This window comes from Streptomyces sp. NPDC023723 (assembly GCF_040639815.1).
Lineage (GTDB): Bacteria > Actinomycetota > Actinomycetes > Streptomycetales > Streptomycetaceae > Streptomyces.
Genome location: NZ_JBFAAP010000010.1, coordinates 18,741 through 45,096, shown reverse-complemented (window position 1 = coordinate 45,096; position 26,356 = coordinate 18,741). Strand labels below are relative to the sequence as shown.

28 protein-coding genes are annotated in these 26,356 nt (G+C 68.8%); 17 read left to right on the top strand and 11 right to left on the bottom strand.

Annotation, left to right across the window (positions count from 1 at the left end; all coding sequences use genetic code 11):
* Positions 1–285: 285 nt before the first annotated feature.
* Entirely contained in the window at positions 286–579 is a 294-nt protein-coding gene (locus AB0G32_RS14115) for a hypothetical protein (RefSeq protein WP_361162441.1), read from the bottom strand.
* Between the two features lie 356 nt (positions 580–935).
* Between AB0G32_RS14115 and mobF the strand changes: the two genes are divergently transcribed.
* Together mobF and AB0G32_RS14105 are read left to right on the top strand one after the other, a co-directional pair.
* A complete protein-coding gene (gene mobF / locus AB0G32_RS14110; RefSeq protein WP_361162440.1) occupies positions 936–2,828 on the top strand; it encodes a MobF family relaxase in 1,893 nt (630 codons plus the stop codon).
* Between the two features lie 354 nt (positions 2,829–3,182).
* Positions 3,183–3,380: a hypothetical protein gene (locus tag AB0G32_RS14105; protein WP_361162439.1), complete on the top strand. Its 198-nt coding sequence runs from the start codon at positions 3,183–3,185 to the stop codon at positions 3,378–3,380.
* A 349-nt stretch (positions 3,381–3,729) separates the two neighbouring features.
* On the opposite strand, the gene AB0G32_RS14100 is transcribed toward AB0G32_RS14105, so the two are convergent.
* Positions 3,730–4,047, bottom strand: coding sequence for a hypothetical protein (locus AB0G32_RS14100; RefSeq protein WP_361162438.1), 318 nt, complete (start codon positions 4,045–4,047; stop codon positions 3,730–3,732).
* A gap of 299 nt (positions 4,048–4,346) precedes the next feature.
* Between AB0G32_RS14100 and AB0G32_RS14095 the strand changes: the two genes are divergently transcribed.
* Positions 4,347–5,423, top strand: coding sequence for a replication-relaxation family protein (locus AB0G32_RS14095; RefSeq protein WP_361162437.1), 1,077 nt, complete (start codon positions 4,347–4,349; stop codon positions 5,421–5,423).
* A 133-nt stretch (positions 5,424–5,556) separates the two neighbouring features.
* Here AB0G32_RS14095 and AB0G32_RS14090 read toward each other — a convergent pair whose 3' ends face one another.
* Positions 5,557–6,252, bottom strand: coding sequence for a hypothetical protein (locus AB0G32_RS14090; protein ID WP_361162436.1), 696 nt, complete (start codon positions 6,250–6,252; stop codon positions 5,557–5,559).
* 300 nt (positions 6,253–6,552) lie between these two features.
* Here AB0G32_RS14090 and AB0G32_RS14085 point away from each other — a divergent pair, with 300 nt between their 5' ends.
* On the top strand, positions 6,553–6,762 hold the full coding sequence (locus tag AB0G32_RS14085; RefSeq protein ID WP_361162435.1) for a hypothetical protein: 210 nt from the start codon (positions 6,553–6,555) through the stop codon (positions 6,760–6,762).
* A 9-nt stretch (positions 6,763–6,771) separates the two neighbouring features.
* On the opposite strand, the gene AB0G32_RS14080 is transcribed toward AB0G32_RS14085, so the two are convergent.
* From AB0G32_RS14080 to AB0G32_RS14070, 3 genes are all read right to left on the bottom strand, one after another.
* A complete protein-coding gene (locus tag AB0G32_RS14080) occupies positions 6,772–7,647 on the bottom strand; it encodes a hypothetical protein (RefSeq protein WP_361162434.1) in 876 nt (291 codons plus the stop codon).
* A 305-nt stretch (positions 7,648–7,952) separates the two neighbouring features.
* Complete coding sequence (locus tag AB0G32_RS14075; protein ID WP_361162433.1) at positions 7,953–8,498, bottom strand: GNAT family N-acetyltransferase; 546 nt, start codon at positions 8,496–8,498, stop codon at positions 7,953–7,955.
* Positions 8,483–9,508, bottom strand: coding sequence for a hypothetical protein (locus AB0G32_RS14070; RefSeq protein ID WP_361162432.1), 1,026 nt, complete (start codon positions 9,506–9,508; stop codon positions 8,483–8,485). Before AB0G32_RS14070 ends, AB0G32_RS14075 begins: the two co-directional genes overlap by 16 nt.
* Positions 9,509–9,643: 135 nt before the next feature.
* Between AB0G32_RS14070 and AB0G32_RS14065 the strand changes: the two genes are divergently transcribed.
* The 9 genes from AB0G32_RS14065 to AB0G32_RS14025 all read left to right on the top strand — a co-directional run bounded on the left by AB0G32_RS14065 (position 9,644) and on the right by AB0G32_RS14025 (position 14,258).
* Positions 9,644–9,766 (top strand): hypothetical protein, encoded by a 123-nt coding sequence (locus tag AB0G32_RS14065; RefSeq protein ID WP_361162431.1) that lies wholly within the window; start codon positions 9,644–9,646, stop codon positions 9,764–9,766.
* Between the two features lie 211 nt (positions 9,767–9,977).
* A complete protein-coding gene (locus AB0G32_RS14060; RefSeq protein ID WP_361162430.1) occupies positions 9,978–10,208 on the top strand; it encodes a hypothetical protein in 231 nt (76 codons plus the stop codon).
* Positions 10,205–10,390: a hypothetical protein gene (locus AB0G32_RS14055; protein WP_361162429.1), complete on the top strand. Its 186-nt coding sequence runs from the start codon at positions 10,205–10,207 to the stop codon at positions 10,388–10,390. The genes AB0G32_RS14060 and AB0G32_RS14055 overlap by 4 nt, the downstream gene beginning before the upstream one ends.
* A complete protein-coding gene (locus tag AB0G32_RS14050) occupies positions 10,387–10,596 on the top strand; it encodes a hypothetical protein (protein ID WP_361162428.1) in 210 nt (69 codons plus the stop codon). The genes AB0G32_RS14055 and AB0G32_RS14050 overlap by 4 nt, the downstream gene beginning before the upstream one ends.
* Before the next feature lie 224 nt (positions 10,597–10,820).
* Positions 10,821–10,970 carry a hypothetical protein gene (locus tag AB0G32_RS14045; protein ID WP_361162427.1) on the top strand — a complete coding sequence of 50 codons (150 nt, stop codon included), beginning with the start codon at positions 10,821–10,823 and terminating at the stop codon, positions 10,968–10,970.
* A gap of 18 nt (positions 10,971–10,988) precedes the next feature.
* Positions 10,989–12,161 (top strand): cupin domain-containing protein, encoded by a 1,173-nt coding sequence (locus AB0G32_RS14040; RefSeq protein ID WP_361162426.1) that lies wholly within the window; start codon positions 10,989–10,991, stop codon positions 12,159–12,161.
* A complete protein-coding gene (locus AB0G32_RS14035; protein ID WP_361162425.1) occupies positions 12,158–13,069 on the top strand; it encodes an aldo/keto reductase in 912 nt (303 codons plus the stop codon). Before AB0G32_RS14040 ends, AB0G32_RS14035 begins: the two co-directional genes overlap by 4 nt.
* Complete coding sequence (locus AB0G32_RS14030) at positions 13,050–13,892, top strand: hypothetical protein (RefSeq protein ID WP_361162424.1); 843 nt, start codon at positions 13,050–13,052, stop codon at positions 13,890–13,892. Before AB0G32_RS14035 ends, AB0G32_RS14030 begins: the two co-directional genes overlap by 20 nt.
* A 66-nt stretch (positions 13,893–13,958) precedes the next feature.
* Positions 13,959–14,258: a hypothetical protein gene (locus AB0G32_RS14025; RefSeq protein ID WP_361162423.1), complete on the top strand. Its 300-nt coding sequence runs from the start codon at positions 13,959–13,961 to the stop codon at positions 14,256–14,258.
* Positions 14,259–14,461: 203 nt separating this feature from the next.
* On the opposite strand, the gene AB0G32_RS14020 is transcribed toward AB0G32_RS14025, so the two are convergent.
* Together AB0G32_RS14020 and AB0G32_RS14015 are read right to left on the bottom strand one after the other, a co-directional pair.
* Entirely contained in the window at positions 14,462–15,148 is a 687-nt protein-coding gene (locus AB0G32_RS14020; RefSeq protein ID WP_361162422.1) for a PAS domain-containing protein, read from the bottom strand.
* Positions 15,145–16,329 carry a pyridoxal-phosphate dependent enzyme gene (locus AB0G32_RS14015; RefSeq protein ID WP_361162421.1) on the bottom strand — a complete coding sequence of 395 codons (1,185 nt, stop codon included), beginning with the start codon at positions 16,327–16,329 and terminating at the stop codon, positions 15,145–15,147. Before AB0G32_RS14015 ends, AB0G32_RS14020 begins: the two co-directional genes overlap by 4 nt.
* Before the next feature lie 624 nt (positions 16,330–16,953).
* Between AB0G32_RS14015 and AB0G32_RS14010 the strand changes: the two genes are divergently transcribed.
* Genes AB0G32_RS14010 through AB0G32_RS14000 form a run of 3 tightly spaced genes read left to right on the top strand, consistent with a single transcriptional unit; the run spans position 16,954 to position 19,762 of the window.
* Entirely contained in the window at positions 16,954–17,928 is a 975-nt protein-coding gene (locus AB0G32_RS14010; RefSeq protein ID WP_361162420.1) for a TauD/TfdA family dioxygenase, read from the top strand.
* Between the two features lie 47 nt (positions 17,929–17,975).
* On the top strand, positions 17,976–18,743 hold the full coding sequence (locus AB0G32_RS14005; protein WP_361162419.1) for a TSUP family transporter: 768 nt from the start codon (positions 17,976–17,978) through the stop codon (positions 18,741–18,743).
* Positions 18,743–19,762 carry an aspartyl/asparaginyl beta-hydroxylase domain-containing protein gene (locus AB0G32_RS14000; protein WP_361162418.1) on the top strand — a complete coding sequence of 340 codons (1,020 nt, stop codon included), beginning with the start codon at positions 18,743–18,745 and terminating at the stop codon, positions 19,760–19,762. Before AB0G32_RS14005 ends, AB0G32_RS14000 begins: the two co-directional genes overlap by 1 nt.
* Here the strand turns inward: AB0G32_RS14000 and AB0G32_RS13995 are convergent.
* Together AB0G32_RS13995 and AB0G32_RS13990 are read right to left on the bottom strand one after the other, a co-directional pair.
* Positions 19,733–22,711 (bottom strand): BTAD domain-containing putative transcriptional regulator, encoded by a 2,979-nt coding sequence (locus tag AB0G32_RS13995; protein WP_361162600.1) that lies wholly within the window; start codon positions 22,709–22,711, stop codon positions 19,733–19,735. The two genes, AB0G32_RS14000 and AB0G32_RS13995, sit on opposite strands and share 30 nt — an antisense overlap.
* Before the next feature lie 699 nt (positions 22,712–23,410).
* Positions 23,411–24,079 carry an HNH endonuclease family protein gene (locus AB0G32_RS13990; RefSeq protein ID WP_361162417.1) on the bottom strand — a complete coding sequence of 223 codons (669 nt, stop codon included), beginning with the start codon at positions 24,077–24,079 and terminating at the stop codon, positions 23,411–23,413.
* 289 nt (positions 24,080–24,368) lie between these two features.
* Between AB0G32_RS13990 and AB0G32_RS13985 the strand changes: the two genes are divergently transcribed.
* Positions 24,369–25,694: a hypothetical protein gene (locus AB0G32_RS13985; protein WP_361162416.1), complete on the top strand. Its 1,326-nt coding sequence runs from the start codon at positions 24,369–24,371 to the stop codon at positions 25,692–25,694.
* A 174-nt stretch (positions 25,695–25,868) separates the two neighbouring features.
* Here the strand turns inward: AB0G32_RS13985 and AB0G32_RS13980 are convergent, their stop codons facing one another.
* Entirely contained in the window at positions 25,869–26,132 is a 264-nt protein-coding gene (locus AB0G32_RS13980; protein WP_361162415.1) for a DUF6207 family protein, read from the bottom strand.
* Positions 26,133–26,356 lie beyond the last annotated feature (224 nt).

The window sequence follows — 26,356 nt, the reverse complement described above, 5'->3', positions numbered from 1 at the left end:
ACATTACTAGGCATGCTGCCGTTTGCTCCGCAACCTGGGTACACCTCATGCAGCTCGCGTCGGGTGAACGGACGGATCTCCTGAAGGGATGTCCCAGTTTTTCCATCGTGGGTGGGGTACGGACCTCTTCCGTGGCGTGATGGTCGGCGACGGCCACCAAGGTGGCCGCCACGATCCAGGACAGCAGGCTGGCGCGCGAAGCCGCCCACGGCCTGCGTCAGCCGCTTGCCTCCGCGCCCACCGACCAGATCAGTTTCACGCGTAAAAGTGGCCAGGATAACTCGGTCAGGGGCCCGTGAAGATGTCGTGCCCGCCCACGCGGCGCCAGACGATGTGCTGCACTCCCGGAACTATCTCCGGGCCGTACTGCCATGTTGCCCGGCCGTTCCCGTCCCAGGTGAGCTCAAAGACACCGTGAGCGCGGCGCACACCCTTCACGCGGAGGCCGGCGCGGAAGCGGCCTCCAGTGCGCAGATCCTCGACGAAGGCCGTCACGGTCTGGCGGAACCGGCGGCGTTGTTCTGGGGTGAGGCGGTCCAGGTCGGTGGCGAAGCGGGACGTGGTCTCGTAGGTCGGCACGTCGGTCCTCCAGGCAGCAAGAAGCCCCCGGCGATGCCGGGGGCGGCGGGTCCTACTCGGGTTGAAGGGAGTCAGTGACGTGGTGCGGGCTGGTGCGTCTTTGGCCGATGGGTGGGGGAGCGGTACGTAGATACGCGTTGTGGCAATAGCGATGTCTGCTGGCGGTTCCCGGGACGGATGAGGCGTGTGTGATCGGGAGCCGCGCAGGATTTGCATGGCCTCGGGGGCGTCCGCAGGACGGGCGCAATGTTGTCGCCGGCGCCCGCCCGGTGGGATCCGGCGCGAAGTTCCGGTGAACCCTCCCGCCCCACGGGAACGCTCTTTTCCGCAGGTCAGAGCCGGTGTTCGCTGCCCGGATGATCAGTGTTGCGAAGGTGCAGAGGCGGAATGCCTGGCGGTACTACGTGCGCGGAGTCGCGTTCGGGGACGGACGTCGTCCGGTCGGCCAGTCGTTGAAGGACGCGCAGGCGATGGCCGGCCTTCCGCCTGGGAGGTGGTTGGGGCGCGGCCTGGCCGCGCTCGGGCTCACCGCCGGGCAGACGGTGACGGAGCGGCAGATGGAGCTGCTGTTCGGGGAAGGCCGGCACCCGGACGCCGACCGTATGGAGGGCGAGCTCCTGGAGGACGGCGCCGACCCGGAGACGGCGCGGCTGGCCACGGTCCTCGGTCAGCCGATCGAGGAGATCGAGCAGCGCAAGCAGAAGCCGCTGCTCGCGTTGGACTTCGTGTTCCGGCCGCAGGCGTCACTGGTCGTGCTGTGGGCGCTGGGGGATGCCAGGACGCGCTGGGTCATCGAGCGGGCGCACAGGCGGGCCGTCGGCAAGACGCTGCGCTGGCTGGAGGATGAGGTCGCGGAGACCCGGTGGGCGTCCGGCCGTCAGCGCGCGAAGGCCCCGGCCCTGGTCGTCGCGGCGTTCCGGCACTACGACAACAGGAACGGATTTCCCCTCCTGCACGAGCACTGCCTGATCCTGAACCGGGTGCAGCGCCCGGACGGCTCCTGGTACGCGCTGGACACGGTCCGGCTCTACAAGAACATCGTGGCGGCCGACACGCTGTACACCTTGGAGATGACGACCGAGGTGTGCGAGGAGCTCGGGCTGGCGACCGTGCCCCGGGAGGTGACGCCGGGCCTGCGCCCGGTGATGGAGATAGCCGGCGTCGACCAGGAGCTCATCGACTGGTCGGCCACCCGCCGCCGCCGGATCGAGGACGTCCTTGAGGGCATCACCGACGACTACGTGAAGAAGCACGGCCGGCTGCCCAGCGAGCGAGCCCGCCACGGCCTGGCGTGGTGGGCGTCGCAGGAGACCCGCCCGGACAAGAAGACCCCGCGCCCGCTGGATCAGCTGCTCGCGTGGTGGCGTGTCTCCGCGCTCCTGAAGTTCGGGCAGCGGATGGTCGACGGGCTCCTTCAACGGTGCCGGTCGGCCGGGGCGGCGATCCGAGCCCGGGTGGGGCCCTGGGTGGACACCGCGCTCGCCACGGTCGATGTCGCCGCGATCGTCTTCACCGTGCGTGGAGTCTTCTCCCGCCGCCACGTCCTGGCCGAAGCGCGCCGGCACCTGCTGGAGACCCTGCGCGGCCGCGCCTACGTGCCCGGCATCGACAGCCACATCGCCGACCGGGCCCTGGAGCGCTACAGCCGTCAGCTCACCGTGCCCCAGAAAGGCCGACGAGCCCCGGCCCCGGATCAGCTCTCCTACACAGCCGAGTTCACCACGCCCAGCCGCTGGTGGGTCGCGGGCACCGATGGGAAGCCCCGGGAGTCGACCCGCTACGAGCGGGCCCGGGTCGCCAGCCTCGCCCTGCAGAACGCGATCCGCGCCGCCCTCACCGCACCGCCCGCACGGGACGAAGCCCCGGCCGCGACCGCGTCAGCCGCACCCCCGCCCACCGGCGACCACGACCAGGCCGCGCCGCACGGCGTCGACCATCCCGGCCGGGTGGCCGCTCAGACCGCGGCGCAGCGGGCCGCAGCAATCCACGCCCACCAGCAGGCCGCGATGCCGCAGGAGTACCTGGAGGGCCGCACAACGGACCCCGCGACGTGGTTGACCTCGCCGCAGAACCTCGCCCGCATCGCCGCCCTCACCCGCGCAGCCGAGGCCCGCGGCCGCACGGTCGAAGAGCAGGCGGACCAGACCAAGCACGCGCACCAGGCGAAGCAGACTCCGGCCGCCGACGCGCAGCAGCAGCACCATACGGCGCAGCCCGACCAGAGCAGGGGAGCCGGCCCCGACCGGTGAAGGGATGCCAACCGGCCAGCAGGTGGCCGATCTGCGCCTTCAACCGCGAGGCCCGGCGATCCTCAGTTGGACCCACAGAGCAGCGCGGCCGACTGCGGCGCGAACGAGCTGTTGCTGAGCGACCTCAAGGCCATGGTGCAGAACTGACCGCAGCCACGCCCGGACGCCCACGGAGCAGCCCGTCCGTGGGGCGTCCGCGCGTACGCCTCCCGCACGCCGGACTGGCAGCGTCCCTTCTCGCGGGGGACAGGGCGAAGTCGGCGGCGCACCTGCCGGGACGCGGTCGACGCGCACGTCCTGGAGGTGACAGCCAGGAGCGAGGGTGCAAGACCGCACCCGACTATGGAGGCCCGCATGGTTGCCCCGACCCCGCCGCATCTTTCGCCGGAGCAGCGCGAGCGCCTGAAGCGGCTCGCCGACGCGGCCCGGCTGCGCACGGCGCTGTACCCGTCGCCGAAGCCGTCACCCGCCCGGCGCCGCTCCCGCTCACGGCAGTACCCCGCTGGCCGGCCCAACCCGTGGCGCACCGCACGGGGCCGCCGCCGGGGATGAGTGGACACGGTGGACTCCACCGCACCCGATGGCCGGACGGGGTGGACTTCACTCGATCGACGGCACCGGGTGGGAGTGGGTGGCGGCGCGGCGGGGGAGTGGGGCGCCACCCGTTCCACGGTTCACGGCGAGTCGTGCCCCCCTTGTCCACTTCCGCTACCTCCGGCATCACCGCCGAAAACGGGCAGCACCCGGGGGAGGTCAGATCTCTGTCCCCGGGCGCTGCCCAGGCCGGTCCGGCTCAGGCCGCGGCCGCCGGCCGCCCGGCGTAGGCACCGCGGACGTCGTCGAGGAACTGGTGGACCTGATCGACCTCCTGCATGATTTCGATCAGGAACCCGGCCGCGATTCACGCGGTGTGCGCCCCGCCACCAGTGAGGCACCACCGCTTGAGGTACCGGCTCGCCACCGTCACCAGCTTCTCGGTGACGTACGCGGACTCGCAGTCGGCGTGCTCGTCGGGCACGGCGGTGAGGTAGTCGGCCAGCAGCAGCGCACCGAACTCACCGATCAGCCGTGCCAGCTCCGGGCCGTCCGCGTGGAACTCCGCCAGCGCGGCCTTCTCCTCCTCGCTGCCCTGCTCCCGCCAGACCAGCTCCACGTAGTCGGCGGCCCGCAGGATCTGCTCCGGGGCGAGCTGAGGCATCTTGGGCGACGTCGTATCCATGACGGCTCCTTGCTGTTCGCTGGCCGGATGCCTGCTGCGCCCGGCCGGTCGCCCTACGGTGCGCGCCCGGCCCTGTGGACAGAGTCCGCGCTCCGGGACGCGGTGTAGGCGTGACTCCGGTCACGGACAAACTCGGACTGCAAGGTGCGGTCAAGGAGGAATCGGGCGCTTGTTGTCGGTGGCCGTCAGACCGCGGTCAAGGGGTGGCTTCACACGGTGGCTCCGGCCCGTGCGCAGATCCGCGCGGGCCGGACGACTGCCGACCCGGCCTTGTGCGGCCGGAGAAACCCGAGGACACGATGACCACCGCACCCGACCCGCACACTCCGCCGGCCCTGGCGGACACCGCTGCGACGGCAAGCCCCGCTCCGAGCCCTGCGACAAGCCCCGCTCCCAGCCCTGCAGCCTCCAGCCGTCGACTGACGGTTGTTGCTGATCAGACCCCCGATTCGCCTGCTCCGGCCGGTTGCAACTCCGCTTCTACAGGTACTGATGTACCTGGAGAAGCGTCCCGGGCCCGGAAGGCGGCGGCGGCGAAGGCCGGCGCGGACCTCCGCGGTGAGGTCCTGCTCACCCTCACTCAACTGCGTCTGGCCACACCCCGCCAGCTCAAGGCGCTGCTGCTGCCCCATCAGCAGGACACCGACCATGTCCGCCGCGCGCTGCGCAATCTGCTCGCCGAATCCCCGGCCCTGGTCGGCCGGACCCACCGTGCCCAGCAGAGCTACTGGTACTGCACCCCGGCGGGTCTCGCCGAAGCCGCCGCCTCCGGTGAGCTCGCATCGCCGGTCGGCCGGACGACGGGGAAGCGCATCGCGGCCAGCAAGACGGGCCTTCGGGAGCACGGCCTCGCCCTGGTCGACACCGTCATCGCCTTCCACCAGGCGGAGATGGCTGACCATGCCGACTGGCGGGTGGAAGTTCCCCACCCCACCCCGGCCGGGAACCTTCTGCCCGACGCCGTGGTGCTCCTGGCCGACGGCTCCAGCGCGTTCGTGGAGATCGACCGCACCATGTCCTACGCCGGCCTGCTCGCCAAGCTGGAGCGCTACGACGCCTACCGCGTCGCCCCCGCGTCCGGGCGCGGCAACGCCGCCCGCGCCCCGCGCAGCCACTGGCAGGAGACCTACGCCGGGCCATCGCTGGAGCGGCCCTTCCCACCGCTGCTGTTCGTCTTCGCCCCCGCCCCACGCCGCGCGACCCCAGACACGAGGGAGGCCACCTTCCACGACCGCGCCCGGCCGAACTGGCGGATCACCGTGGCGACAACGACCCTGCACCAGCTCACCCACGACGGGGCCGGCCGGCCCGTGTGGCGGGTCGTCGGCCACGGTGAGGACCGGCGGGCGCTGACCGCATTGCCCAAGCCGCGGTGAGCACAGCGGGCCCGGCCGCCACCCAGGCCGGGCCCGCCGGCCCTGCCCGGCGTGGTGGCTGGAAAGCCGGCCCGCGTCCGGTCCGCCCTTCCGGACGGCGCGGGACGCGGGCGGGCGCAAGGACCTCGGAGGCTTACGCCGGTACGGGTGCCGGCTCCGGGCGCAGCGCCGCAAGGGGAGAGCGCCGGCCCTTCTCCACCGCGCGCAGCTGCTCCCAGTCGACCTCCGGGTGGGCGGGGACGACCGCGTCGACGGAGGCGGTGGTGTAGAGCGCGACGTCGACGGCTCCGGCCCGGCTGGTGCCGAAGCGGACCTCGATGGACTGCGGGGAGCGGACCCAGCCGAGCCGGACCATGTGGTCGAAGTCGGCACGGCGGACCCGAAGGCGGGCGGCGGCCTGCTCGGGTCCGAGCGGGGTATCGGCGGCGACCAGGTCCGCCAGGTCCTCGCGCTGGCAGACCTGGTCGACCTGGCCGGGGTGATGCAGCGTCCCGTCCGGGTTCGCGCTCAGGTCGACCAGGAGGCCGCGGTCGACGAACCGGCGCGCCACGAACGCCGTCACGTTCGCCTTCTCGCCGTGAACAGTCCGGTTCGGGGTACCGAGCGCGTCGGCGATCCGGTCGGCCGCCGCGCTGCCGGAGATCGGCGGGAAGGACATCGCGGCCCGGATGACGTCGGCGTCCAGAGCTTCCACGGCGGCCCGGGACCACTGGCAGGACGACGCGTTCGGGGCCGGGATCAGACCGGTGTGCCGGGCCCACCGGAAGGCGGCTGCGGGCACCTTCAGGCGCTTGGCGGCCTGTCCCGCGTCGTACTCGGTTCGTCGCATGAGATCACCTCTCGCTCGTTCGCCGGAAGTGGAAGACAGAACATGACAGAATGCATGAAAAGCTGTCAATACTCGTTAAAAATAGGCAAGTTGGAAGTGCACCGTCAGGACTGCGCCCGCGTACGCGAAGGGAAATCACCCGTCCGGCTGACAGGGTGATGGGCCGCCGGTCCGCCGTAGTGGCCGGGCGTGCAGGGCGCGGGACGGTCGTCCACGCAACTACGCGCAACCGGCACGCCACGGGTCCGCCGGCCACCCGTCCGGCCCACCGATCTGTCGCGCGCGCTCTACGATGACCGGGTGACTGATCGCCGCGCTCTCGGTGCCGGCCCGCAGGCCGCGCACACCATCCGTGCCGCCCAGGCCGACCTCCTCACTGACCTGCCCGGGGTCCGGCTGCCGGATCTGGACGAGCTGCGCGGGCGGGGCATGTTCGCCCCGCCCCGCACCGGTGCGTCCGCGGCCCGGCGGCCGTTGGGAGACGGCGGCAGCGCCACCTCGCAGCCGTAGGGCCGGGGCCTATTCCAGTTCGTCCAGCAGCCGGGCCCGCTCAGCTTCCTCGCGGACCAGGACCGCCTCGTACACGCCCCTGTCCAGGCGGTCCTCGATGGCCGTGCGCACAAGGGCGGCGAGCCGGTTGGGCGGGAGCGCCTCCAGCTGGGTGGTCCCGTGCGCGGTGAAGGAGCGCCGGTCGGTCGGCTTGGCCGGGGCGGAGGGCAGACGGTAGCGGGCGACCTGGTCCTCGGTGACCGCGACGCGCACCAGCTCGGTGCGGCCGCCGTGCACGGAGGCGAACGCCGCGACGTCCTCGGCCAGGGCGCGCGGCACATGGACGCCGGACGGGTCGAGGTCCCCCAGGTGCAGGGTCACCAGCGGTCTCCCGTACGAGGCAGCCCGCAGTGCCGCCTCGTGCTTGCCGGACAGCGAGTCGAAGCCGCCGCCGGAGCGGACGGTGAGCCCGTAGGGCTCGGCGATCCGCGCCAGCTGCGCGGTGGTGCCGGCGCTCTCGCTCCACAGCTCCAGCACCTGCTCCTGGCCCTCCTGCCGGTCGCGGCGGTAGCCCTCGGCTGCCCGGCGCATCATGGTGCGGAAGTCCTCCGGGCCGGCGAACGCCGGCGGCGGCGCAAGACAGGTACCCGAGTCGTCGCGGAGGGCGTCCCACGCGATCCGTCCGGAGCGCCGGCCCATCCCGACGGCCTCGCCCAGCCGCCGGTAGGCCCGCTCCGTCTTGTCCAGCACCCCGTCCGACACCGCGGCGTAGAAGCACTGCCGCAGCGAGATCGGAAGCAGTTTCGTGTAGCGGTCGAGGATCACGTCGACCGCGGCCAGCAGACCCAGCGTGGCAGGCCGCGGCCGCCACAGCGGCTGATATCCGCGAGGACGCTTGTCCGGCATGACATCCCACCCAGAGAGAGGGAAGGACGCCAAGACGTCCCTTCCCCGTCGGGGCCCGTCGCAAAGGCGAGGACCGTCCCACCGGTTCCTCCCGGCGCTGCGCCAGACCGCACAGCGCGCCGGATGGGGCCTGGAGGGCGCCGCCACCATGGCGTCGACGCAGGGCATCCAGATGGCCGGGCAGGCACTCGCCGCGCTGATGCAGTGGTTGCCTCAGCGCCACCACAGGCCCCGGCGCGCGGCACTGCCGTCACGCGGTAGCCACCCCCGGCCCTGCGTCCAAATCGCCCTTTCCCGCACCGCAGTCAGGCTGTGCGCGTGCGGTCGAGCAGCATCACGGCATACAGCGGGGAGTCCGGGAACGGCCGGCGCTCGCCGATCTTCCTGTATCCCCAGCCCTCGTACAGGGCCTGGAGCCGGGGCCGCTTGGTGTCCACCGTGAGCACGGCCAGGGCCTCGGTCCGGTCGGCGAGCAGCTCGCCGTGAAGCCGCTCCCCAAGGCCCCGCCGGCGCCACTTCGGCTTCAGCATCAGTTCCGAGACGGAGAACGTCGAGGGGTCCGCCGGCTTTTCGCTCAGGTACTCGCGCCACCATTCGCGCCCCGGCTCGCCCGGGGCCCCGTAGGTGAACCCGATCGGCTCGCCGTCGGCGTAGGCGACCACGCACGCGAATCCCGCGCGCCCGCCCCAGTGGTCCACGAACCAGGGGAAGCGCTTGACGAACTCCTCGTGCCGCCGCTCGAAGTAGGCGCTGGCGTGGACGTCGAGCAGGGTCTGCCGGATGCCGGGCAGGTCGTCGTGTGCGTAGCGGCGCAGGTCGATGACGGGTGCCGTGGTCACGCGGAGCTCCATTCGGATCGGTAACGGTCGGCCCACTCGCGCGCCACGGTGGCGGAGGGCGCGAGCGTGAGGAGATCACGGTAGAAGTCGCCGAGCAGGACGCGCAGCCGGCCCGGCAGCGGGCTGCCGGACATCAGGGCGAAGGCGTCCTGGGAGGTGGTGCAGGCGTGTTCGGCGTCGCCCTGGCGGAGCTGGGCGATGGCGAGGTCCAGGGTGGTCATGGCGCGGTTGCGCCGGTAGGCGGCCGGCAGCGCGGCCAGGGCGCGGTGCGAGGCCGCCTCCGCCTCCGCAGGCTGGCCCAGCCGGATGCGGACGATACCGGTCAGGGCGTGCAGTTCCGCGGGCCCGTAGAACGCGACCCACGACGGCCGGGGCCGCATCTCGGCCCGCGCCAGGGCCTCTTCGGCGTACCCGATCGAACGGAGCGCGGCCTGCTGATCACCCCGGTAGGCGTGCCCCACCGCGGCCCGGGCGTGCGCGAGGGAAGCGAACAGCGGATCACGGCGCGTGATCGCGCAGGACTGGGCCGCCTGCGCCGCCGCCACACCCTCGGCGTAGTGCCCGAGCTGGTGCGCCAGGAGCGCGGTCGAATTCCACACCCGCATCTGTGCCACGGGATCCTGCGACAGCCCGGCCAGCCTCAGCGCCTCGTTCACATGGCTGCGGGCGCGGTCGAGCTGGCGGGCGTCGATGCACGACCAGGCGGCCGTCGTTGTGTAGTCGGCGGCGGCAGCGAACAGCCGCTGGCGGATCGTCTGCGAGGCGGAGTGGTCCTGCAGGCCCACCGCCTCGGCCGCACCGGCGAGGGCGGCGCGCTCGAGGGCGGCGTGTCCGCCGCGTCTCTGGTCGAGCACGGTGAGCTGGTCCAGGCCGTCGCGCAGGCGGAGCACATCGGAGGTGCCCACGGCGGTGGGCCGGGTGCCGGCGGCCGGCAGGGCAGCGGCTGCGACGGTGGACGTGGCGGCTGTACAGAAGCGGCGGCGGAGCATGGCTGAGAGGTCCTCGTGGGGCGGCGTGGGCATGCCGGGGGGATAGAAGCCGAGGCAGGCGGGTGTGCACCCGAATACTGCCGTGAGGGCGTCCCGCTGGCGCCGGTGCGGCCAGCGGGTTTTTCCGGTTACCCAGTTGCGGACCGTGCGATCGCCGACGGTCCCCGCGTGACCGGCCGCCGTCAGCTCGCTGTTCACCCTGTCGGCCAGTACGGCCTGCTTGAAGGCGTGTTCGGTCATGTGGGCCTGCAACCGGAAATTTCCCTCCACACACTCACCGTAGCCGCGTGATCATGGAGCGTAGAGAGGTTGCGGGGAAAATCAACCCGCAGAAATTTCCGGTCACCGCGAGTAGCAAGCAGCGTACTTTTCCTACCGGTTGACCACGCTCCGGCGTTGGACTGGACACGCGCCCCGAAGGCCGAAGGCGCCGGTGGCCGTCCCGCCTCCCCCGAGGGATGGCCACCCCGGACTCACCGACCGCGAGCGCGAGGCACCCACCATGACGACGCGCAGCACGACGCCCGAGCCCTTTGCCGGTGGCTACGTGGACGCCCCGGCGATCCACCGCGAGCGGCTGAGCCCGCAGCAGATCGCCGGCCGCTCGTGCTGCTGGTGCAGCGGAACCCCCAATCCCAGGTTCCCGGTGCGGATACTCCGCGACGATGTCCTGCTCGCCTGCACCCCGTGCGCCTCGCTCTACGGGGTCCCGGCCGTGGAGCCGGACCGGTGAGCCGCCCCGGCACCGACGACTTCCCGGCCGGACTGGAGAAGTGGACCGCCCACGACTGGGAGGACTACCGGGCCCGGATCGCCGACGGCGAGGGCAGCGCGAGGGCGATCGACGCCATACAGCGCCACCGCCGCCGCCAAGCGCAGAACGAGATGTCGCAGGAGAAGGGGAGCACGCGGTGAGCGGCTCAACGGCATCCCGCACAGCGGAGGTGGGCGACCTCGTCCGCGCCACCGGCCGGGGCTGCCAGGCCGTGCTCACCGACGTGCGCGACGGCATCCCCTACCTGCGCCACCGCTACGGCGCCGCCACCTTCGCCGAGCCGTGGCCCACCACCTGGACGGCCGTCGAGCTGATCTCCAAGCGCGGCACCTGGGAGGGCCCGTGACCCGCCGTCGCCGCAGACGTCGCCGCGGCGGAGCGCCGTGGTGGGCCTGGTGGCAGACCTGGTACCTCGGCGCCGCGCTCCTGGCCCTGGCGTTCATCGTGCGCCGCCCGCTGTGAAGCTCTGGCGGGGCCGGGGCGGAACGTCACAGACTCCCGGCCCGCCGGTTGGCAACACCGGCCGCAGCCGTCCGGCCCGGCCGGCCCACCGAAGCACAGGAGGACTCCATGCCCCAATCCACCCAGCCCGCGTCCGGCGCGGCCCCGGCCCCGTCCGGCGGCCTGGTGCGTTCCCGGAAGCTGATCACCGCCGCCCGGTCGCGCGGCACCACCCCCTCGGACGGCGGCGGCACCGGCAAGAGCGACGGCAACGACTGACGGGACGGACCCCACGCGATGACAACGACGTCGATCGCGGCATGCCTGGGCGGCGACTTCGCCGCCCAGGCACTGCACCGCGACTACCGACACTTCCCCGCCGCCGTGGACGTGAGCGGGCTGATGACCTGGGACGACCTCAACAAGCTGCTGGCCACGCACCGGATGGAACCGCCCCGGATGCGGCTGCACCGCGACGGGACCCAACTGCCGCCCGGCGACTACACCGAGCCGGTCACCACCCGCCGGCACACGATCTGGCGGCGCCTGCAGCCCGCCGAGCTGCACGCCCGCCTCGCCGACGGCGCCTCCCTCGTCCTGGACTCCGCCGACGAGATGCACCGCCCGCTCGCCCACCTCGCCGAGGACATCGAGCGGACCCTGCGCACCCGTGTCCAGATCAACCTGTACGCCTCCTGGACGGCTAAGGAGGGCTTCGGCGTCCACTGGGACGACCACGACACGATCGTCGTCCAGCTCGACGGCAGCAAGCACTGGCACCTGTACGGCACCACCCGCCCCCACCCGCTGCACCACGACATCGAGTCACCCGCCCAACCACCCGCCGAGCCGGTCGCCGACCTGGTCCTGCACGCCGGCGACGTCCTGTACGTGCCGCGCGGCCTCTGGCACGCGGTCGCCGCCGACCAGGGCGCCCGCTCCCTGCACGTCACCTGCGGCCTGCAGACCCACACCCCCGTCAACCTCCTGGCCTGGGTGGGCGAACAGCTCCTCACCCACCAGGAATGGCGCCGCGACCTGCCCCTGCTCGCCGCCCCCGAAAAGCAGGCGCAGGCGCTGCACGGACTGCGCAAGCTGCTGGCCGAACAGCTCGACGACCCGAAGCTGATCACCCGCTACACCCGGGCCATGGACGGGCGCGCACCGGGCCGGATGGTGCCCAGCCTGCCGTATGCCGACGCCGTCCCGGCCGACGGGGACCTGCGGGTGCGGCTGACGACCGCCCGGGCGGTGCTGGAGATCGGTGACGACGCGGTGTTCCTGGACGCCGCCGGCAGCACCTACGAGTTCGCCCCGGCCGCCGAGGCGGTCCTGCGTCCGCTGGTCGACGGACAATCCGTGGCCCTGGCCACGCTCGCCGCGGCCGCCGGCCTCGACGTCGCCTCCGTCGCCGATCTGGTCCAGGAGCTCGTCGCCGGACAGGCCGCCGTGGTGGGGAGCATGCCGTGACCGCCGAGCTGGCCCTGGGCACCTACCGGTGCCGCGATATCCCCGAGGCGGCCGCCCGCGCGACCGCCTCCGGCGCCCGGTGGATCGACACCGCCCCCAACTACGCCGACGGACACGCCCAGAGACAGCTTGCGCAAGTTCTGATCACCCAGCCGGCCGTGCACGTCTCCACCAAGGTCGGCTTCTTCACCCCGGCGACCGGCACCGCCGCGGTGGACGCCGGGTTCCTCACCCCCGGCGAGGCCACGGCCGGGCACAGCCTGGCCCCCGAGTACGTGCGCTGGCAGCTCCACCGCAACCTGGCCGAACTCGCCCGCGACCGGCTCGACCTGGTGCTGCTGCACAACCCCGAGCGGACGCACCACGGCGACCGGGCCGGGCTGTACCGGACGGTCCGCCGCGCGTTCGCCGTGCTGGAACAGGAGGTGGCAGCCGGACGCGTCGCCGGGTACGGGGTGGCCACCTGGGACGGCTTCCAGCAAGGGGCGTTCTCCGTGCCGACGCTGCGGGCCCTGGCTGCCGAGGCCGCGGGCGGTGACCACCATCACCTGGCCGCGATCCAGCTGCCGGTCAGCCTGGTGATGATGGACCCGATCCAGCAGGCCCTCAACGGAGACGGGCCCATCAGCGCGGCCGCCCGCGCGGGCCTGCGGGTGATGGCCTCCGCCCCGCTGCACGGCGGCGGACTGCCCGCGATGGTCGACCCAGAACTCGCCGACCTGATCCGGCCCGGCCTCACCCCCGCCCAGGCGTCACTCCTGACCACGGCGTCATGCCCAGGAGTGACGCAGGTTCTCCTCTCCGCCTCCACTGCGCCACACTGGCGCCAGGCGGCCGACGCGCTCGCCCAATCCCCGCTGGATACCGCCCATCTGCGAAAGATCACCGGTGTACTCACCTCCCTCTGACCCCGCCGTCGAACAGCAGATGCGCACCCACCAGCACCGCGCTGCCAAGGCCCTGGCTGCCGACGTCGAACCGGGAGCAGAGTTCTGGGGCTGGGCCGGGCGCACCCTCGGCGCCCCGGTCCGCACTGCCGCCGGCGAGGCGGCATGGCTACGCCTGATCTCCGCCCCCGAAGACAAGGCGTCCGGCAAGCTCTGGGACGGCGCGGCCACCGCCCAGCAGGCACTGGGAGACCTCGACGGATACCGGCCGGCACTCCTCGCCATCCACGACGAAGCCGACAACGGGACCGCCTACCGGGCAGAGCTGTCGGTCCGCGTGCGCGAACCGCTCCTGTCCGACGACCCGGTCCTACAGCACGAACCCGACATCCCCCTCGGCTGGTGGGCGGACCTGATGCACGCCTTGCAGACGCTGGCAGCGGCCACCACCGACCGCATCGCCGTCCGCACCCCCTACATGGACCGCGCCATCCCCGCCTTCATCGGCATCCCCGCCCCCGCCGCACCCCATTGGGCGCCCGCCCACGGGGACCTGCACTGGGCCAACCTCACCACCCCGCTCCAGCTGCTCGACTGGGAATCATGGGGGCTGGCCCCGGCGGGCTTCGACGGCGCCACGCTCTACGCCTACTCCCTGCTCCAGCCCCTCACGACCGCCCGCATCCGGGCGGCCTTCCCCGTCCTGGGCACCCCGGCCGGCCTCGCCGCCGAGGCCACCGTGTGCGCCATGCTCCTGCAGACCGTCGACCGCGGAGACAACCTCCCCCTCGCCGAAGAACTTCAGAAGTGGGCCGCCGACCTAGGCTCCCGCGCCAGCCAGTGACCTGCCCGGGGCCGCACGTCTACTTGTACGGTGAAGCCCACTGACTGCTGAAGCCGGGTTGAGTGGGTGCTGCTCACCTACGACCAGGTCCATCGGCACGCCCTGCCCGCGACCGCAGGCAAGCGCGACGACCCGCGATGGTCGGCCTTCGCCCGCCGCTACGGCTTCGACATCGACAAACCCGTGCAGTGGGCAGTCGAAGCCCTCGAACCCGGCGAACTTCAGCGCCTGGTCCTCGCTGCCGTTGCCCCCTACGGCGACCGCGATGTCCTCGCCCGGCAGGTCGCCTTCGAGGATGAGCAATGCCGCGCCTTGGCTGTCTTCCTGGACAGCTGGGAGGCGGCGGGCGCGGGAGGATCGTCATAGCGCCGGACGGGCGCAGCGACGCGAGCGGAGAGCGTCGGTCCTCCTCTTTCGCGCGCAGCTGCTCCCAGTCGGCCCTCTTCCCGTTCGGACCACTCGATACCCCAGGTCAGGTCGTAGAGCTGATGTGTGCAAAGGACGGTCGCGGGCCACCCCGCTGAAGTCCACCGGATATAGGAGACCCGGTTCCCCGGTGTCGGAGGCGTTCAGCGTTGTGGCTGCTTCGTGTAGTTGTAGACGGTTGCCCGGGAGACGCCGAGTTGGTGGGCGATAAGTTGTGCGGAGCTCCGGGTCTCGAAGAAGCCCTCGCTGTGCAGCCGACGTACCAGCTCGCGCTTCTGGTCGCGGTTGAGGCTGCGCGGTGTGCTGGAGCGCTGCGCCGCAAAGGAGTCGATGGTTGAGCGAAGTTCGCGTCCGGTGCGGTCGCGCAGCGTCTCCAAGGTCTCGTCTTGGTGTTCGGCATTCGTGGTGACGAGGTTGGCGAGGGTTAGGGCCAGCGGGGACAGCGTGCTGACGTCCAGATTCAGGCACAGGGCCGCGACGTAACGTCCCTCGGCATTCTTGATGCCGATCGAGGTGCTCTTGGCCGGGCGCCCGTCGGGGAACTGGTTGCTGTAGTTCTGGATGACGCTGGGACAGTCGGGATCCGCGACGCGGCGCAGGCCCAGTTCGGTGGCGGAGTCGCCGACCTGCCGTCCGGACAGGTTGTTCTCAATGGCGCGGATGGCGTTGTCGGGGCGGCGTAGATCGTGCAGGACGACCTCGCACAGACCTGGGAACATACGTCCGACGGCGACAGCGATGCGCTCAGCTTCCTGTACAAGGTGCTCGTCTTCTGGTGCGGCGGGCTGGTCGGTGCTTTCATCGTCCAGTCGGCCGGTGGGGCGGGTCATTGCGTGCTGCTCGATTCCTCAGCGCCGTCGCGGTCCCCGGCGAACACCGCGGCCATCCTCTCGGCGGACTTCAGCCCCGTACCGGTGAGCACGACCACGGTCGTATCGTGCGGAGCGATCTCCCCGGTCGCGATGAAGTGGTCGAAGGTCGCTGCGGCGACGCTGCTGGTCGGCTCGGCGTACAAGCCGCGCGCGCTCAGGGTGCGGACCGCTGCGTGGATCTCCGCCTCGGGGACCGCGTAGGCCGCGCCGTCGGAGCGGCGGATGGCCTCCACCGCCTCGGGCAGCCGTACGGGGTGGGCGATGGACGCGCCCTCGGCGATCGTCGGCACCCGCTCGCCGCGGCTGGCCGGGTCGATGCCGTTGAACGTGTCGGCGATGGCCGCCCAGTGCTCGGGTTGCCCGACGAACAGGCGCGGGCGCCTATCGATCTGGCCAGCGGCGAGCAGTTCGCCGAACGCGATGTCGCACCCGATGATATTGCTGCCGGCCCCGGCCACGAGGACCACGTTGTCGGGCGCGGTGAAGCCGAGGGACTCCCACATCTCGTAGGCGATGGTCTTGGTGCCCTGGATGAACATCGGATGCCAGTTGTGGCTGGCGTAGGGGATCTGCTCCGACTGCCGGATCGCCTCGTCCGAGACCTCGTCGCGGGTGCCTTCCACGAGCTCGACTTCGGCTCCGTGGGCACGGGCCTGGAGGATCTTGGCCGCAGAGGTGGCGGCGGGAACGATGATCTTGGCGCGTATGCCGGCAGCGGCGGCGTAGGCGGCCACCGCGGAACCGCCGTTGCCCGAACTGTCCTCGAGTACGCGCTCGGCGCCGTGCCCGGCGAGGTGGGAAATCATCACCGATACGCCCCGGTCCTTGAAGCTGGAGGTCGGGTTGAACCACTCCAGCTTGAAGTGGACGTGCTGGCCGGCCCAGTCGACCGGGACCATCGGCGTACATCCTTCGCCCAGGCTCACCCGGCGGTCGGCCGGGACGGGCAGGGCCGCGTGGTAGCGCCACAGAGACCGTTCGGCGGTGTCGATCTGCTCGGGTCGCAGGCCCGGCAGTGCGCTGAGGGCGAGAGGGCTGCCGTCCTCGCCCCGCCAACGGGGGTCGTCCAGGGAGTAGCGCTTTCCGGATCGGTCATACAGGTCAGGGGCGGCGACGGCTGAGTGCTGTTCGACGTTCATAGGCGGTTTCGGCTTCCACTCGCTCGACGTGCTGTCGTGTCGCTTGGTCTTGTGGCCCAGCAGGCACCCTGCCCTCTTGCTTTAGATTTCCAATCCAGATATCGATAACAAGTCTAATCATGCGTGACTGTCGTCGCCAATCCGAGCTACCACCAGTAGTGCCTGCTCACTTCAACAAAGCTGGCGCTTAGCTGTTACGAGGGCAAGCAGAACGGTCTCGCGCCACAGGTCGCTCTCCTAGCGAACTCCTGCCCGTCCGGCAAGATCACAAGATCCTTCACGCCGACCCTGCCTGTCCGCGCAGCTGGTCCGGGTGCGCCACGAGAGCCGCTTTCCCGACCTGAGCGACACCGCCCGCGAAGTCCACGGCCTGTACGGCTCGGCCGGGCTCAAACATGTTCGTCGCGCAGCTGTAGCTGACCGGCTGAATCGCCAACGGATGCACCCGGCCTCGGTGTTCCGGAGCTCCGGCTCATAGCCGTACGCCGACGTCGTCCGTGTTTCAACAGTTTGTTGGCATCGGCTTGGCATCGATGTGACATCGCTGCTCCGTAACTTCATGGGCACGAAGAGGGGGACGCCTCTTCCCTTTAGCGTGGGGAGTGCATTTCGATGAGAACGGCCGTGCTGCAGCAGACGGAGATTCGTATTTCACCCGCTGACGCGCAGAAGGCATGGGAACTCTCTGTCCAGGCCGCTGGTCAGCCGGTCGGTGATATGTCCACACTGGCAGACCTGCTCCTGGACATGCCGCCGGCCATCCGCGACGGGCTCCTGTCCTTCGCCGACGGAACCTCGCAGGCGGGGTATGTGCTCCTGCGGGGGCTGACGATCGGCGACCTCCCTCCCACCCCCGTGGTGCACGGGTCTCACATGGACGATCACCCCACCTCGGGCACCCTGCGTCTGGTAGCTGACCTGGTGGGCTCGCTTATCGGCTATCAGGACGAGAAGGACGGTGCCCTGCTCCACGACGTGCACCCGGTCAAGGGCGAGGAAACCCGTATAGAGAACAGCGGTTCCATCGCGTTCGACTTCCACACCGAGAATGTGCACCACCCGCTGCGTCCGGACTTTCTCGGCTTGCTGTGCTTGCGCCGGGACCACGAAGGCGTAGGTGCCACACGCGTGGCCTCCGTGCGTGAAGCGCAGGCGCTCCTGACAGACCAACAACTGGACGTACTGCGCTCGGCCAGGTTCAGCAGCGCCTATCCGACCTCATTCGCCCGGAACATATCCGGTCCGCGGCCGACCGCAGGGCCGCACCCCGTCCTCTTCGGACAGGAGACGGAGCTCTTCATGCGGTTCAACTCCCACAACACCACGGCGCCCGATAGGCAGGGCACAGCCGCGCTTCAGGCGCTCTCCGAGGCCCTGGAGTCCGTCTGCAAGGACATCGTGCTCGCTCCTGGCGACATGGTCCTAGTGGACAACCACATCGCTGCACACGGGCGTTCCTCCTTCACACCGCGCTACGACGGGACGGACAGGTGGCTGCGCCGCTGCTACTCGCTGCGCGCGGTGCCTCGCTGGGCGGAGCTGATGATGCCGCGACGCCGGGTGATTCCCCAGCTTGCGGACATCAACGGCATCTTCTGACAGTTCTGTCCCCTACATGACCAACGATTAGCGCTGAGGAAACAGTCTTGGATGCCATAGACGTAGCGGGGCTCATGGCCGTTGCCGGCGCCGCCGGGTGGGTCGACGCGGTGGTCGGAGGCGGTGGTCTACTCCTGATTCCCACGCTGCTCCTGGCATTCCCGCAACTGTCACCGGCGGTCGCCCTGGGAACGAACAAGCTGACGGCCATCGCGGGAACCACGGTGGCCGCCGTGACATACGCACGACGAACAAAGCTCGACCGCTCGGTCGCGGTGCCGGCAGGTCTGCTGGCGGTGCCGGCTGCGAGCTTCGGGGCCTTGTCGGCTTCACACTTGCCGACGGGGTGGTTCCGGCCAGTGATTATGGCGCTGCTCATTGCAGTTGCGGTGTTCGTCGCCATGCGCCCGGCCTTCGGTGCTGTGGAAGGCGCTGAGGCCGTGGGAAGGCGGCGCCGGATGCTGGCCATTGCTCTGGCCGGCAGCGGTATCGGCTTCTACGACGGAATTTTTGGACCCGGCACCGGAACGTTCTTGATACTCACCTTCACCAGCCTGCTTTCTCTTGAGTTCGTTCAGAGTTCGGCGTTGGCGAAGGTCGTCAACGTGGGAACGAACTTTGGTGCACTCTGTGTGTTCGCCTTTCAGGGACAGGTGCTGTGGCTGCTGGGAGCGAGCATGGCAGTGTGCAACATCGCAGGGGCCGCCATCGGAGCACGCACGGCGCTACGGCGCGGCTCCGGATTCGTGAGAATCGTGTTGCTCGTGGCCGTGACGGGCATGGTGGTGAAACTCAGCATCGATCAGTTCGGGTGATGGCTGTGACAGGTGAGGGCACAGCAACAGATTTGCACTACGCAGCACTGCCGAATGCTGCTGTCTTGAGCAGCCACTACGACGAGGAGCGCATGCGCTCAGACCTGGCGCAGTTCGCTGCCCGGTCGGGAGCCGTCTTCTCCGCATCGACCGGGTGGCGAGTGCTGCCCCTGTACAGCGTGGCCGGTGACCCCTATCGCACCGACAGCGGAGGTCCGAGTCTAAGTGGCTTCCGACGAACCCCCTGGCTACGGCATCTGCCGTACTTCCAAGAAGTACTCGACTCGCTTCCCGCGCCGATACGTGCTGCCAGGCTATGGGCAGTGGGCCCAGGTGGAAAGGAGTTGACGCTGCGGGGAGACAAAATGGGCCCGCCGTGGGGGTTCTGCCGCCTTCACCTTCCGATTATGAGTGAAGATCAGACACATGTCATGTTCGTCGGCGAAAGACACTCCTGGTCACCCGGCACACTCTGGTTCGTCGCGGCTTGGCGGGAGTACGCGATCGTCAACCGAAGCCGGTCCGAACTCGTGCACCTCATCATTGACCTCTATCACACCGACGAACTCGAAGCTCTCTTCCCCCCCGGCACCCAGCATCTTCTGACCGGGACACAATCCGTGCGGCTGCGACCCCAAGCAGTTCTCCGGAACCCGGCTCGCTGTAAACGCAGGTTCTGGGTACCCGAGACGTTCGCCAACTGGGATCGGCCAGGGCTACTTTTGTACGCTGAGGCGCAGAGGGTTCGTTCCGCTAGGCGTCGGATTTTCGTTCCCGCCGAGATACGCGTCACGGCAGACACTCCGGTCTTGTACTTAGCCGGACGCCCCTTCTGCTCACTCGAACACGTCGGAGACGCCGAGTTCCGTCTTCGGGGATGGAGCGACGAGCGAACACTCCAGCTCACCGAAAAGGAAGATACGCCGGTCATTTTGTGCCTGCGTGAGGGCACCAGAACCTATCGGATCGAGCTTCCCGCAAACACAACGTCACCGGACGCAATAGTGACGGGAGAATAGCACCGGATCAACGTCCTGGGACAGGTCCGCCAGTGCCTCCTCGAACTGTTTCAATCGAAATGACGCATTCATATTCCTACACAGGGTCTTTCCCTGTTCCAGCAGGTCGAAAGCTTCGTCCGGCTTGCGTGCGAGGTATCGCGAGGCGGCAAGAGCGAGGAGAATGTCCGATTCCAGCAGCGGATCATGAATACTCTGAGCCAGAGCCTGCGCCTGGCGAAGGTGATTCTCTCCTTCTGCACGGCGCTCCGAGAGCAAAGCAACGCATCCCAGACCCCACAGTGCGTAGGTGCGAGCGCTCAGGTCACCGCTGCTGTCTGTCGCCTTCAAACTCCAGCCGAACTCAGCGCCGGCCTGGTCGAACTCACCGAGAACGAGGTAGTGCCCGCCCAAGGCAAGACGGACCTGTGCCACACTTCGGCCCCCGAAACCATCTACGACCTGCTCTGCTTCGCGAAGCAGAGCTCCCCCTTCTTCGGGCTGTCCAATCTCAAGCAAGGTCTGCCCGCTCCATCGCAGCACCTGAGCTTGAGCCTCGATGTCACCCGCCTCTCGCAAGATGGGAAGGCATTCCTCCCATCGGCTCAGAGCGCGATCGAAACAACCCTGGACACGATCCGCTGCAGCTGCCTTCCGTAGCGCGAGAGCATAACCGTAGCGATCGCCCACCTTCTGGAACAACTGATGTGCTTCTTCCAACAGGGGGACCGCTTGGGAGTAGTCCCGTCTGGTGAGGTGCAGATCCCCCAGCCCCAGGAGCATGGCTGCAGCACCGCGCTCATTGCCGTGCAGTCGTGACGCACGCAGTGCTGCCTCGTGTGTCGTTCTCCACTCGTCGAAGTGAAAGCGGAGACTGAACTGGCAACGTGCAGTTGAAGCCAGATCCCAGGCGAGTTCGTCCTGTCCTTGATCCGCCAAGCGCTGGCACAGTGCGGACAGCATGAGGCGATCGGCTTCGTACCAGGCGAGCGGGTCTCGCGCAATACGCTCCAGGACGTCCGGCATGACGGACGGAGGTTGGGCCCGGTTGTGGAGCACCGTGAAATCTCCGCCGCACACAGCCCGGTGAGCACGGTCTGCCAGCGCCAGCGTAGTCATGCCTAAACGGATGAGAGCAGCCGTACGCTGCTCTTGTGGTTCCAACTCGTGTGCCTGCTCCAGCGCATAGAGCCGTACCAAATCGTGCATTCGATAGCGCAACTCGCCTGCGCTCTCAGAACTGACCACATCGATCAGGCGTGCGTCAAGCAGCTCCTCAAGAAGATCTTCGGCCTGGTGTAATGGGAGTTCGGTCAAGGGCGCGCACACCCATTCGGCGAAATCTGACGTGGTCACCAGTGCGATTCTCCGGAAGAGCTGGCGGGCAGCCGGGCTGATCCCTTGATGTGACAATTCCAGGCTAGCCCTTACCTCGAGGTTGTCGTGCTTCAATTCATCGAGTCGCCGGTGTTCGTCCGATAACCGTGCAGCCGCCTTACGTAACGTCCAATGAGGTTTGGACGCAAGCTTAGCGCCTAAGATCCGGACCGCGAGAGGCAGTCGGCCGCAGTACTCCACGAGCTGATGCGCGGTCGCCGGATCCGATTCAACCCTGTGGTTGCCCACGAGTAAAGACAGCAGGGCAAGAGCCTGTCGTCGCTGGAATACATCGAGTTCCAATACCTGTGTGGCAGGAATGGCGGTGAGTCGGGACCGGCTGGTGACTAGGACGGCGCTGCTGTTTGTTCCCGGCAGTAGGGGAATCACCTGTGCCGCGTCCGCAGCGTCATCCAGCAAGATCAGCATACGCCGGTCAGCGAGCAGACTACGATATGAATCTGCGCGTTCATCGAGGGACTCGGGGACCGGCCCTGGCATTCCCAGTTCTCGTAGAAATCGCCCGAGAGCTTCGGCAGGCGTTACGGGGTCCCCGCTCATCCCGCGCAAGTTTATGTAGAGTTGCCCGTCACAAAAAACAGCACGCATGAGGTGCGCGGCGTGCACAGCCAGTGCTGTCTTTCCAGTGCCACCTGGGCCCGCGAGCAGTACTAGGGACACAGAGCCAGCATCCGAAGCAATGGCCGCCTGCACTGCGGCGAGCTCTCCCTCACGCCCAACGAACTCCGCAAGGTCACCCGGTAGTTGGCATGGAACTGACTTGGCTGCAGAGTGCTTTGGCGCCGAATTATATTGCACCGGAAGCGGAGACTTATTCCCCGTTTGCAATGTGATGGGGATTGAGTCGGCTACGACCGGTGGCAGAGATCCTCGCAGTATCTGTTCATGCAGTTGCTGCAGTTCATGCCCGGGTGCGACGCCGAGTTCCTCACGCAATTTCGTGTCCGTGTCACGGTATATCTGGAGGGCATCTGCTTGACGCCCGGATCGAGCAAAGGCGATCATAAGAGTGGCGCGACTTTGTTCCAAAAGTGGATATTGCTGAATAAAGACAGAGAGTTCGGCTATGAGGTCGTCGTAGTGGTGAAGATGCAATTGTATCTCTGAGCGTAATCTCCTGAGAGATACATACTCCTCCTCCCAGCGCTGAATTTCAGGGGCCCAGATGCGTCGATTGAAACCGGACAGGGTTGGGCCACGCCAAAGAGACAGTGCTTCATGAAGAATGGGAAGTGCCTGTGCAGGACCCCCCTTAGCCACTATGTCTTGCGCCTCTGAACGCAGCCGCAGAGCAGAATAAGTGTCTAGGTTCACCTCATCTGTAATGAAACGGTATCCTGGTGGTTGCGTAGCCAGTATTTCACCTGGGACACCGAAATCTCGAAATTTTCTTCGTAACATGGAAATGCAAGTGGCGACCTGATTTGACGGGTTCGAAGGAGGGCTGTCCTCCCAGATGCTTTCAATCAGATAATCCACGGTGACGATCTCATTGGCGCGCAGGAGAAGCGCCCCCAGTGTCGCCTGAAGTCGCGGGGCCGAGATGTGTAGAAGTCTCTCGGATAGTGTCACCTCGAGCGGTCCGAGCAGTCGTATAGCAAGCCTGCCACTATTTACTTTTGCAGCCGACACCGACTACTCTCCCTCGCTGTCTTCGTCTTGTAGTCGAAGATTAGATATAGCAAAAAGATGTCGGGGCTTAAGTGCCTGAGTGATCAATGTCACACGCCGTTGCCAAGTTTTTACTCTCAGTAATTACACAGGTGCGAGGAAGACATTCCTTGATATATCCGCCATCGGGGTAAGTGCTACCCAGCGTCGCGCTCAACCGTCCAAGCTTGCGGCCGCGCCACCGAAGCCTGGCCTGTAACTGCTCGAAGGAGAGGAGTCATGAACCGTGCGCGCCACATTCGAGGTCGAAGCTTCGGCCTGTGCCGTCGTAGAAACGGACAGCACTCGGACAGGGAGGAAGATCCGTCTCAGGTCTTGTTTTTTCTGGCCATGGTGGCGCATTGTGGCCGTCTCGCCGCCTCACCGGTGCCTCCCCCTTCGCGGGGAGCCGGCGCCTCCCGGGGGCGGCGGGACCCGGCGCCCCGTGACGCTTCCCAGGCGGGATCGCGGTGCCACGCCCCCGCTGAACCCTCGTCAGCGGGGGCCAACGCTGGGCGTCCAGGCACCGCCCGCTGACCAGGCCCCGTGTGTGACCGCCCGTCTACCAGCGCCGCGCGGCTGCTGCGGAACCAGCGACAGCAAACGCTGCGGTGACGGCGGCTACCGGGCCACTTCCACGGTGAACTTCTCATCCGGGCAGTCGGCCAGCTGGTCTTCGAGGGCCTCGTGCTCGGCTCGGTCGACGGACAGCCCCCAGCGGGTCTTCACCACGATCCACTCGGTGTTGTACTCGCACCGGTTGCCTTCCGCCGGCGGCTGCCACTGCGCGGGATCCTTCTCTCCCTTGGACCGGTTGCTGCTGCCGGACACCATCACCAGGGAACGAGGGTCGCCGAGATCGTTGGCGAAGTCCTGCCGCTCCTGGGCACTCCAGCCGGCGGCGCCGCTGTCCCATGCCTCGCCCAGCGGGACGCGGTGGTCGGCGTCCAGCCCGCCGGGACCGTCGATGTATTTGTCGTCGTAGGCGCTGTACCACCGGCCCCCGGTCAGCTTGCAGGGCTCGCCCTGCTCGGGTGTTTCGACGGCTTCCTCCAGGAGCAGTTCCATGCGGGTGTTGCAGCCGTCCTTGTCGGCGTCGATCCAGTGCTTGAAGTTGCTGCGCTTGTAGGCGGTGGTGTCCTCCTCGGCGACGTCCAGCGCGTCCAGGGCCTCGCGCACGGTCAGGGTGACCGTGTCCCCGGGCGCGACGGCCCGGACGGGGCTGGCGTGGGCGGAGGCAGGAAGAAGCAGAGCAGTCACAGCGGCGGCGAGCGCGACGGTACGGCGCACGGGTATCCCTTCGAAGAACCGGCCAGTCGTGGTCTTGGTACCGGTGCGAGGCGGTGCCGCGCCCGGGACCAGTACGGCGTCCACCGGATCGAGGGAAAAGTGGGCTGGTCTTCGAGGGTCGCGGGCGACCAGACACGGTCGGCCCTGAGCACGAGGCTGCGACTACCGGTTGCGCTGGAGGTTGCGACAGGGGGGTGCGCCTGCTGTTGGCCAACCCGGCGCCTGTCGGGTTGTCAGTGCCTGGTTCTACCGTCTATGCAACGACCTATGACGGTGAAGGCGGTGTGTGTTGGCGAATGCGGTCTGGCACAAGAAGCTCCGGATTCTCCTCGATCTGACCCGGGACGATCTCGACCACCCGGAGCTGCCCGACCTGTGGGAGACGGTCTACAAAACGGACCGCTTCTACGGACGCCTGGGTGTTCCGGTCGGGGAACGGGACCTGCAGTGCGGAGGCGTGTGCCGCGACGTGGGTGTGGAGGCTCCCATGCACCTGCGGATGCGCGGCGGCCGCCGCGAGGCCGTCCACGAACGCCGGGAAGACGAGGAACGCCACACCGCCCCGATGAGCGATGAGCACAAGGCTTACCAGGAACGCATTCTGCGCGCCGCGCAGGAAGGCGGATTCAACGGCGACAGCGAGGTCCGTACTCGGGTGGGGCGCAGCTGGATCCAGACCGACACTCTCGTAGAAGGAGCCGATGGCCGGCGCATCGGCTGGGAAGTTCAGCTGTCCGCTATCGACCCGAGCGGCCTGCGCGGCGTCCGCGCCCGCGCCGCCAAGGCCGCCAAGAACGGCATCACCCCGGCCTGGCACACCGACCGCGCCGCCTACGCCCAGCGCAACGACACCCACTGGACCCGCAGCGACCACCTCCCAGCCCACGTCATCGCCCGCAACGGCGACCTCCGGATCGTCTCCGGCTTCCGCGTCCTGGACTTCTGGCACTGCGACATCCACGCCCTCTACCCGTGCCCCCACGGGGTCCGCCGCTGCGGCAAAGCCCACGCCACACCCAAGCCCCGGGACGTCCTCTTCGACGACATGGTCCGCCGGACCGCCGCCGGCGCCATCGTGCCCATCCAGTTCCGCGCCGGGACCACGGTGCATCGCTACTGGGTGACTAACACCGACCGCGACCGGCTGGACGACCTCCACAGCGACGACACGCGCCTGCCGCCCGAGCGGGAAGCAGCGCCCGTGACCGGCGCCAGCCGCAACCGACCCACCTGCCAGCCCACACCCGCTCCGATCACCGTGCGCACCTCGCCGTCTCTGACTGCCCTTCCGGCCCTCCCTGTCCAACCGCCCGCGCCGAAGATCGAGACCGACTCAACAGCCGGGGAAGCGCAGAAACCTCACACTCGCCAGGCGGCCGACGACACGTCAGGACTGCCCAGCGAACTGATCACGCTGCAGCAAGCCGCCGACGAGGCCCATCTCCAGCTCCAGCAGCTTCACGACCACCACGATCGGGATCTGCAACGCCAGGTATGGCGGAACGCCGCAGCAGCCGTTCAGACGGCGGTGACGCGCTATGCCCGCACCAAGCGCCTGAACCGACACGAGGTCGAAGCACGTCTGCGACAGCTCGTGCGCCACAGCGCGCGGTAGGCATAGGCCAGCACCGGCCGGCACCGCGTGAGGCGAGCAAGGACAGCCAGTTCGTCGCCGGGGCCAGCGGTGCGGCTTCATGCTCTGCCGGACGCCGAGCAGGTCCGCGCACCGCCCCCCGACGGCGTCCGTCGTGTCGGCGGGCGATCGTCCAGGTGACCTCGGTCCGGTCCTTCATACCGGCCCAGTTGGCGCGGTGCCTGCCCGGTTGCCCTCGCTGACTGCGTCGTCCTGGTCGTCGTCGGGGTGGAGGTCCAGGAAGAGGCGCAGCCGTACCCCGGGCTCGCCCGGCTCGTGAACGGTGCGTTCCGCCGCGGCGATCGCGCACCGGGCGGCAAGCAGTTCCTGCACGGCGAACGCGGTCGCATCGTCCAGGGCGGCGACCTCCACCACGGCCAGCCCCGGCCGCGCCACGTGTGCCTCACTGATCGATCTCATGACCGCTGTCACGCGCACCGGTGCTCTGACAGTTCTCCGGCTCCCGTGCTGTCACCCGATCGAGGCGCCCACGCGGTCAGGGGCGGGTGCTGACAAAGCGCACCGTTGACCCCCACCGTTCCTTGGCCTACTCGAAGCACCACGTGCACAGCGGGCAGCCGCCCGAGCCGTACCTCCAGGTCGAACGCCGGCACCTGGCGCACGGGCCGACCTTGTCGCCGGGG